This is a genomic window from Hyphomicrobium sp. (assembly GCF_036780825.1).
In the GTDB taxonomy this organism is placed as follows: domain Bacteria; phylum Pseudomonadota; class Alphaproteobacteria; order Rhizobiales; family Hyphomicrobiaceae; genus Hyphomicrobium_C.
In genome coordinates, this window is sequence record NZ_DAIQCD010000060.1 from 1 (window position 1) to 8,176 (window position 8,176).

An 8,176-nucleotide genomic window follows, 5' to 3' on the forward strand; every position below is an offset into this window, starting at 1 on the left:
AAGGCGAGACCCACACCGGCAGCTTGACCATCGTGAAGGACAAGGTGCTGATGGGCACGTCGGGCGCGGAGTTCGGCGTCCGCTGCTCGCTCACGGCCTATAGCCTGAAGGATGGCAAGCGTTTGTGGCGCGCCTACTCTATGGGGCCGGACTCGGACATCCTCGTCGATCCTGAGAAGACTTTGTCGCTCGGCAAGCCGGTCGGTAAGGACTCTTCGCTCAAGACTTGGAGCGGCGATCAATGGAAGATCGGCGGCGGGAGTGTCTGGGGCTACGCGGCCTACGATCCGGAAAACAATCTCTACTATTACGGAACGGGTAACCCCTCGACCTGGAACCCGGCGCAGCGGGCGGGACCGGATGGCAAGCCAATCGACCAGAAGTGGTCGATGACGCTGTTTGCCCGCGATCCCGATACGGGCATGGCGAAATGGGCCTACCAAATGACGCCATTCGACGAGTGGGACTATGACGGAGTGAACGAGTCCGTCCTGATCGACGGCCTCGAGGTCAACGGCGCCAAGCACGACGTGCTCGCGCACTTCGACCGCAACGGCTTCGGCTATACAATCGACCGTCTATCGGGTGAGCCGCTCATCGCCAAGCCGTTCAACACCGCGCTCAACTGGTCGTCGGGCGTCGATCTCGACAAGTCGAGTCCCACCTATGGCCGCCCGAAGGTCAACCCGGAAAAATCCACGTTCCTCAACGGGCCCGACGTCAACACGAAGAACATCTGCCCCGCAGCCCTTGGCTTCAAGGACCAGCAGCCGGTGGCCTACTCACCGTTGACGGGGTACATCTACGTTCCAACCAACAACGTCTGCATGGACTACGAGCCGTTCAAAGTCTCGTATACGCCAGGCCAGCCGTATGTGGGCGCGACGGTATCGATGTTCCCACCGGTGGGACAGACCAACAGCGGCAAGTTCACCATCTGGGATCCGGCCAAGGGCGAGATCGTCAAAGCTATCGACGAGCCCTTCTCGGTCTGGTCGGGCGTGCTGACAACGGCCGGCGGTCTTGCCTGCCATGGCACCCTCGAGGGTTACTTCAAATGCCGTGATCAGAAGGACGGCAAGGAGTTGTTCAAGAACCGCCTCCCGTCCGGCTCGATCGGCAACGCCATGACCTATGCCATCAACGGCAAGCAGTACATCGGCATCTTCTCGGGTGTCGGCGGCTGGGCAGGCATCGGCCTTGCGGCTGGTCTCGACAAGCCGACGGACGGACTCGGCGCGGTCGGCAACTACGTCGGCCTCAAGCAGTACACGGACCTCGGCGGCACGCTTACCGTCTACGCGCTGCCGTAGCTTCGCTGGAGCGCATTCCTTCTTCCTGAGCGGACACAGGCCCGCGTCTCGGATGACTGAGACTTCAGGGAGCGACACACACATTCCAGCCGGCGCGGAGCGATCCGTGCCGGCTTCTGCTGAGCATCATTGCCCGGCCGCCGTCTCGCGCAGCACAGCGCGCCAGCCGATATCGCTCCGCCAGAAGCCGCCGGGCCAATCGATCTTCGAGATCGCCTCGTAGGCGCGGGCCTGCGCCTCCGCCACCGTCGCGCCGAGCGCCGTGACGGCCAGCACGCGGCCTCCGTCGGCCAGAATGCGCTCCCCGTCGCGGCGTGTGCCGGCGTGGAAGATCTCGACGCCCGCAACCTCCCGCGCCGCCTCGAGACCGCGGATCTCCGTCCCCTTCTCCGGCGTGCCCGGATAGCCCTTGGCGGCCAGCACCACCGTCAACGCCGCATCGTCGCTCCAGCGCAGGTCGAAGTGATCGAGCACGCCGTCCGCCGTCGCCACCATGGCGGCGAGCAGGTCCGACTGCAGGCGCATCATCAGCACCTGCGTCTCAGGATCGCCGAAGCGCACGTTGTACTCGATGAGCTTTGGTCCATCCGCCGTGATCATGAGGCCCGCGAAGAGCACGCCCTTGAACGGCGTACCGCGCGCGGCCATGGCTGCGACCGTCGGGCGGATGATCTCATCCATCGTGCGCTCGACGAGCCCCGGCGTCATGACAGGGGCCGGCGAATAGGCGCCCATGCCGCCGGTGTTCGGGCCCGTATCGCCGTCACCCACCCGCTTGTGATCCTGGGCGGTCGCGAGCGCCAGCGCCGTCGTCCCGTCGCAGAGCGCGAAAAAGCTCGCCTCCTCGCCCACGAGACATTCCTCGACGATGACTTCGGCACCGGCTGCGCCGAACGCACCGGCGAAGCACGCGTCAATTGCCGCCTCGGCTTCCGCGCGGCTCTCGGCCACGACGACACCCTTCCCTGCCGCTAGTCCATCCGCCTTGACCACAATCGGCACCGGCTGGGTTACGAGATAGGCTTTTGCGGATGCCGCATCCTTGAAGCGGCCATAAGCGGCCGTCGGAATGCCCGCTTCGCGGCAGAGATCCTTGGTGAAGCCCTTGGAACCTTCGAGCTGTGCCGCCGCCTGCGAGGGACCGAAGTGCTTGATGCCCGCTTCCGCGAGCGCATCACCGAGGCCGGCCACGAGCGGGGCTTCCGGCCCGACGACGACGAAATCGATGCCAGCCTCGCCGATGAAGCGCAGCACGGCCGCGTGATCGGCGGCATCAATCGGCACGCATTCGGCCACATCGGCGATGCCGGCATTTCCGGGCGCCGCATAGAGCTTTTCGATGAGCGGGCTGGCGCTGAGAGCCCAGGCAAGAGCGTGCTCGCGCCCGCCACCGCCGATCAGGAGAACATTCATGGGTCAGGAGCCCTGGCCGTCTTGGAGGGATTTTCGCCCTTCGTGTATCATGGTTGGCCCGGCAAACAAGCAAGGACCGATTCGTGGCTGCTTCTTCTTCCACGCCGAGCTCGGCCGGCAATGTCGTCGAGTTCACCGTTTCCGAGTTGTCCCATGCCGTCAAGCGGGCGCTGGAGGACGGTTTCGGGCATGTGCGCCTGCGCGGCGAGGTCTCGGGATATCGCGGCCCGCATGCGTCCGGCCACTGTTACTTCTCCCTCAAGGACGACAAGGCCAAGATCGACGCCGTCGTCTGGCGCGGCGTCTGGAGCCGGCTCAAATTCAAGCCCGAAGAGGGCATGGAGGTGATCGCCACCGGCAAGGTGTCGTCGTTCCCCGGCTCGTCGAAATACCAGATCGTCATCGAGACACTCGAGCCGGCCGGCCTCGGCGCCCTGATGGCGCAGCTCGAGGAGCGGAAGCGGCGCCTTGCGGCGGAGGGTCTCTTCGCCGAGGAGCGCAAGCGCGCCCTGCCGTTCCTGCCGCGCGTGGTCGGCATCGTGACCAGCCCCACCGGCGCCGTCATCCGCGACATGCTGCACGGCTTCACGGAGCGCTTTCCGACGCGCGTGATCGTCTGGCCGGTGCGCGTGCAGGGCGACAGCAGCGCCGCCGAGGTTGCGGCCGCGATCCACGGCTTCAACGCCGTCGGCGAGGGCGGCCTCATCCCGCGTCCGGACGTGATGATCGTCGCGCGCGGCGGCGGCAGCCTCGAGGACCTGTGGGGCTTCAACGACGAGATCGTGGTGCGCGCCGTGGCGGCGAGCACCATACCCGTCATCTCGGCGGTGGGCCACGAGACGGACTGGACGCTGATCGACCTCGTCGCCGATGCCCGCGCGCCGACACCGACGAAAGCCGCCGAATGGGCAGTGCCGAAGCATTCGGACCTTCTGGCCGAGACCGGGAAACTCGGGCTCCGGCTCACCGTCGCCATCCGCCGCGCGCTCGAAGCCCTGCGTCGCGATCTCAGATCGGCGGAGCGTGGGCTGCCGCGCGCCGAGGATCTGGCCGCGCTTCCCCGCCAGCGGCTTGATCACGCCGCGCACCGCTTGGACGGCGCGCTCCGCGCCCGGGTGCAGCGGTGCCATACGCACTTCTTCCAGATCGCCGGACGCCTGCCGAGCCCGCGCTCGCTCGTCGTCCATCAGCGTCAGCGCATGGATGCCACGGGCGTGCGCCTTGGGCGCGCGCTCGGCGCCAACACGCAGGCGCACCACACGCGTCACGTCCGCATCGCGGCCCGCCTCCAGCCCCGGCTGCTCGCGGTACGTATCGCGCGCGGCACCGACCGGCTCGATGGCCTCGCCCAGCGGGCTCGCGAATGCCTCGCCAAGACGGCATCCGTACGCCGCGCCCGCCTCGAGCGGGCATCCGGCGGTCTTCAGCCGGCGCCGATCCGCCATCGTATCGACCGCTGCGGCGAGCGGCTCGACGGGCTTGCGAACCGCAGCCGCCGCGCGCTCGCCACTGGCTTGGCCCAGCGCCGCCATGCGCTCGTCGGGCAGGCTAAGCTCCTCATGACCCTCGGCTATCACAGCGTCCTCGCCCGCGGCTTCGCGCTCGTGCGTGGGGCTGAGGGTGCGGCGATCCGCTCGGCACACGCCGTGGCGGCAGGCGACGCGCTCGAGATCGAGTTTGCGGATGGGCGCGTAAGGGCCGAAGCGCAGCCAGATATTCCCGCCTTGCGCGCCGCAAAACCCGCACGCCCGCTGGCGCCGGCCAAAACGGCCCCCGCCCCGCCTCGGAAGCCGGGAGACGACCAGGGGTCCCTTTTCTGATACCGTTCCTGCGGAGGGCCGCCTTGACGCGGCCGTCCCTATTGACGATGTGAACGCAGCGGCGCCTTTCGCGACCGCCTTTTTTCCAAGGCAGAGAGTTCATGAACCGCTTCGACAAGCTGTTCGGCATTTGGGGGGAAGCCCAAGTCCGCTATCTCGACGGCGAGTTCCAGGTGATGGCGCCTGGCGAGTTCGTCCGGTGTGCCGTGACCGGCCAGAAGATCGCGCTCGGCGACCTGCGCTATTGGAGCGTCGAGTTGCAGGAGCCTTACGCTACGGCCGAAATCTCCCTCGCGCGCTACCTGGAAGCCGTTCGCCATGCGGGCCGCACCGGCTGACGGCGGCTCTCCCATCCACATGAGCCACACTTTTGCTGCGAATCAGGCGTCCGGTGCGCGGCTCACCCGCGATTGACGATTCGACGCCGAATGAGAGACGAGATGCGCCGTGTGTTCTTTCTTGCGGCAGGGGCGGTGCTGACCGCCGGCACCGCCGCCTTCTCCACGCCTGCTGCCGCGAAAACGCCCGGGAAGACCTACTGCTACAACAAGGTGTGTCATCGCGTGAAGACGCTCCCCGAGATGGAGGGGCTGATCGGGCATGAGGAGGTCGTCGTCGCCTCCTATTATGACGACTGCCGGGTGGACAAGAACAACCCCTGCACGGCGCTCTCCTCCGGCGAGGAGCATCGGCCGGATCTGCCCGACAACGCCGCGAGCCCGATCTATCCGAACGGCACAATCCTGGTGCTGGTCAATCCGGAAAACGAGGCGCAGGTTCTCGTCCGCGTCAACAACTCCGGCCCGTATCGGAAAGGCCGCATGCTCGACGTCTCGCGCGCGGCAGCCGAGCAGCTCGGCTTCATCAAGAAGGGCGTCGCCTCGCTCAAGGTCACCGTCATCAGCGGCCCGCTGCGGTAAATTCCTTCACGGTCCCCCGCGCTTTTCACAACCTCACGGAACCAGTACCAGTGCGCCCGTGAGATCGCCGCGGCGGAGCCGGCCGAGCGCCTCGTTCGCCTGCGCCAACGGCATCGCCTCCGTGTGCGTCTTGACCGGGATGCGCGGGGCCAGCGCCAAAAAGTCGATAGCATCCTGCCTGGTGAGGTTCGCAACCGAGCGCACGGCGCGCTCGCCCCATAATAGGCTGTAGGGCATGGACGGGATGTCGCTCATGTGGATGCCGCCGAGCACCACGGTGCCGCCCTTGCGAACGGCCGCCAGCGCCTGCGGAACGAGCGAACCCACAGGTGCAAAAACGATGGCGGCGTCGAGGGGCCGGGGCGGCGCCTCGTCCGAGCCGCCAGCCCAGATGCAGCCGAGCGCACGCGCGAAGTCCTGAGCCGCCGTGTCGCCGGGACGCACGAAGGCGAGCACCTCCATCCCCTCATGGCGCGCCACCTGCGCCACGATGTGCGCCGCGGCGCCGAACCCATAGATGCCGAGCACGCGGCACGGCTCCGCCATGCGCAGCGACCGGTAGCCGATGAGGCCGGCACAGAGGAGCGGGGCCGCCTCGACATCGCCAAGGCCCTCCGGAATCGGGAAGCAATAGCTGGCGTCAGCCACCGCGTATTCCGCGTAGCCGCCATCAATCTGATAACCGGTGAAGCCCGGCCGGTCGCAGAGGTTTTCACGCCCGCTCTGGCAGTAAGGGCAGGTGCCGCAGGTGTGCCCCAACCATGGAATGCCGACGCGATCGCCCAGCGCGAAGGTCGTGACGCCGGGCCCGAGCTTCTCCACGCGGCCAACGATCTCGTGGCCGGGAATGATGGGCTGCTTCGGGTGCTCGAGATCGCCATCCGCAACGTGCAGATCCGTGCGGCATACGCCACAGGCCGCGACCTTGACGCGGATCTCGCCGGCAGCCGGGTCGGGCCGCGGGACATCCGCAAGCCGCAAGGGCAGACCCGGTGCATCGAGGAGCATCGCTTTCATCATCTCAGGCATCGGCGGCCTCGCTCCAGATCCCGGTCGAGGATCTCAGCATGCCACAGAACGCGCGCCCCGTGTTTTGGGCTTCGTGCCGCGTCTGATAGGTTTGGGTCCATTGTCCGCGATGGGAGATCGCATCATGACCTTGACGCTCACTTCGACGGCCTTCGCCGACGGCACCGACATTCCGCGCAAGCATACCTGCCAGGGAGACGACGTCTCGCCGCCGCTCGCCTGGAGCGGTATCCCGGATGGGACGCAGAGCCTCGTGCTGATCGTCGACGATCCCGATGCGCCCGATCCCGCCAAGCCGCAGCGTGTGTGGGTGCACTGGGTTCTTTACAATCTGCCGCCGGATTCGAGCGGGCTGGCCGAAGCCGTAACCGCCGACGCGCTGCCGGAGGGAGCCGAAAATGGCCTCAATGACTGGGATCGCACCGGCTACGGCGGCCCCTGCCCGCCCATCGGCCGGCATCGGTACTTCCATAAGCTCTATGCTCTCGATGTCCGTCTCGACGGTCTCTCCTCGCCGCGGAAAGCGGATGTCGAGGCGGCCATGAGGGGGCACGTGCTGGCGGAGGCCGTGCTCATGGGGACTTACATCAAGGCTTAGAGCCGTTCCGGTTTAGGAGGAATCGGGGCACGGCTCTAAGCTTTTGCTTGATCGTGCTTCTTACCGGAAAACCGGTTCCCACTTTTCCGGAAGCACTTTAGAGCCTGATCGTTTGAGGTGGGCGCGGACACGCGTCCATCGAGAACGTGAATCCTCTCTCAAAAAAATAATTTGAGCGCGTTTACGCAGCGCAATCCGGTTCCGGCAAGAGTGGAGGCGCTCTGGGCGGCGCGACACTCAGCGGCTGATGCGGCTGATCTTGGAGCCCTCGAGGGTCAGGTTATACATCAGGCCCTTCTGATCCAGAATGAACCCGATCACCGGCTTCTTGATCTGGTTGGTATCGACGGAGCCGCCAATGCCGACCGTGATCAGCGCCACCGATCCATCCACGCCCACCTTCCAGCCGTGCTTGCTCTGGAAGCTCGCCAGCGCGCTCTCGGTCATGAACAGGATGATGACGGTGCGCGCCTGCACGCCAAGCTGGAAGCCCACCGAGGCGGAGACCGTGTTGTAGTATCCTGCGACGCGGCCGTGGCGCAGGAGCGCGCCTTCACCATATTCGCCGCCAAAGCCCATGCCGGCCTTTACTACCGACGGAAAGACGAGCACGCCTGCTGCCTCGCGCACGAGCTCACGGGAGCCGCCGACGGTATTGTAGAAGCGGTGCAGCGCAGCATCGACGTCGGCATCGATCTCGTAGGCGGAGGCCGCCGTTCCTGCATGCGGCGTCCCGGTCACGAGCGCGAACACGAGCAGCAGATTGAGCAAAAGCAATTTCGGCGACATGCAGGTGGATCCCCCCCATTTCACGCCGATGCAAACCACCGGCTTGTTCAAGGTCCACTGAAAAGCAGGAACGAATGTGGCGGTGATGCGGGCCGTCTTACCGAAGGCCGGCAAAAAAGCCCGCAAGCGAGCGCTCGCATCGAGAAACGCCCAGGTCTCAGATCCGCTGCTGCGCTAGAGCCGTTCCGCTTTAAGTGGAAACAGGGGAACGGCTCTAGGTTTTTGTTTCTTCGTGCTTCTTTCCGGAAGCACTCTTGCCGCGCACCGCCTCGGGTGTTCAACAGAAGATGCAAG

8 protein-coding genes are annotated in these 8,176 nt (G+C 66.0%); 5 read left to right on the top strand and 3 right to left on the bottom strand.

What is annotated here, in order from left to right; all coding sequences use genetic code 11:
* Positions 1–1,313: PQQ-dependent dehydrogenase, methanol/ethanol family (locus tag V7P99_RS14450; RefSeq protein ID WP_333795535.1), on the top strand; the 1,313-nt coding region annotated here is incomplete at its 5' end.
* A 126-nt stretch (positions 1,314–1,439) separates the two neighbouring features.
* Here the strand turns inward: V7P99_RS14450 and purD are convergent.
* The gene (gene purD, locus V7P99_RS14455; protein WP_333795536.1) at positions 1,440–2,726 is read right to left on the bottom strand and encodes a phosphoribosylamine--glycine ligase; all 1,287 of its coding nucleotides are present in this window, start codon (positions 2,724–2,726) and stop codon (positions 1,440–1,442) included.
* An 83-nt stretch (positions 2,727–2,809) separates the two neighbouring features.
* On the opposite strand from purD, the gene xseA reads away from it, so the two are divergent.
* From xseA to V7P99_RS14470, 3 genes are all read left to right on the top strand, one after another.
* Positions 2,810–4,546, top strand: coding sequence for an exodeoxyribonuclease VII large subunit (gene xseA / locus V7P99_RS14460; protein WP_333795537.1), 1,737 nt, complete (start codon positions 2,810–2,812; stop codon positions 4,544–4,546).
* 101 nt (positions 4,547–4,647) lie between these two features.
* A complete protein-coding gene (locus V7P99_RS14465; protein WP_333795538.1) occupies positions 4,648–4,884 on the top strand; it encodes a DUF2093 domain-containing protein in 237 nt (78 codons plus the stop codon).
* Between the two features lie 90 nt (positions 4,885–4,974).
* Entirely contained in the window at positions 4,975–5,466 is a 492-nt protein-coding gene (locus V7P99_RS14470; protein WP_333795539.1) for a septal ring lytic transglycosylase RlpA family protein, read from the top strand.
* 33 nt (positions 5,467–5,499) lie between these two features.
* On the opposite strand, the gene V7P99_RS14475 is transcribed toward V7P99_RS14470, so the two are convergent.
* A complete protein-coding gene (locus V7P99_RS14475; protein ID WP_333795542.1) occupies positions 5,500–6,483 on the bottom strand; it encodes a zinc-dependent alcohol dehydrogenase family protein in 984 nt (327 codons plus the stop codon).
* Positions 6,484–6,619: 136 nt separating this feature from the next.
* Here V7P99_RS14475 and V7P99_RS14480 point away from each other — a divergent pair, with 136 nt between their 5' ends.
* Positions 6,620–7,093, top strand: coding sequence for a YbhB/YbcL family Raf kinase inhibitor-like protein (locus V7P99_RS14480; protein WP_333795540.1), 474 nt, complete (start codon positions 6,620–6,622; stop codon positions 7,091–7,093).
* 237 nt (positions 7,094–7,330) lie between these two features.
* Here the strand turns inward: V7P99_RS14480 and V7P99_RS14485 are convergent, their stop codons facing one another.
* Positions 7,331–7,882, bottom strand: a complete 552-nt coding sequence (locus V7P99_RS14485; RefSeq protein WP_333795541.1) for a BPSL1445 family SYLF domain-containing lipoprotein — start codon at positions 7,880–7,882, stop codon at positions 7,331–7,333.
* Positions 7,883–8,176: the final 294 nt, after the last annotated feature.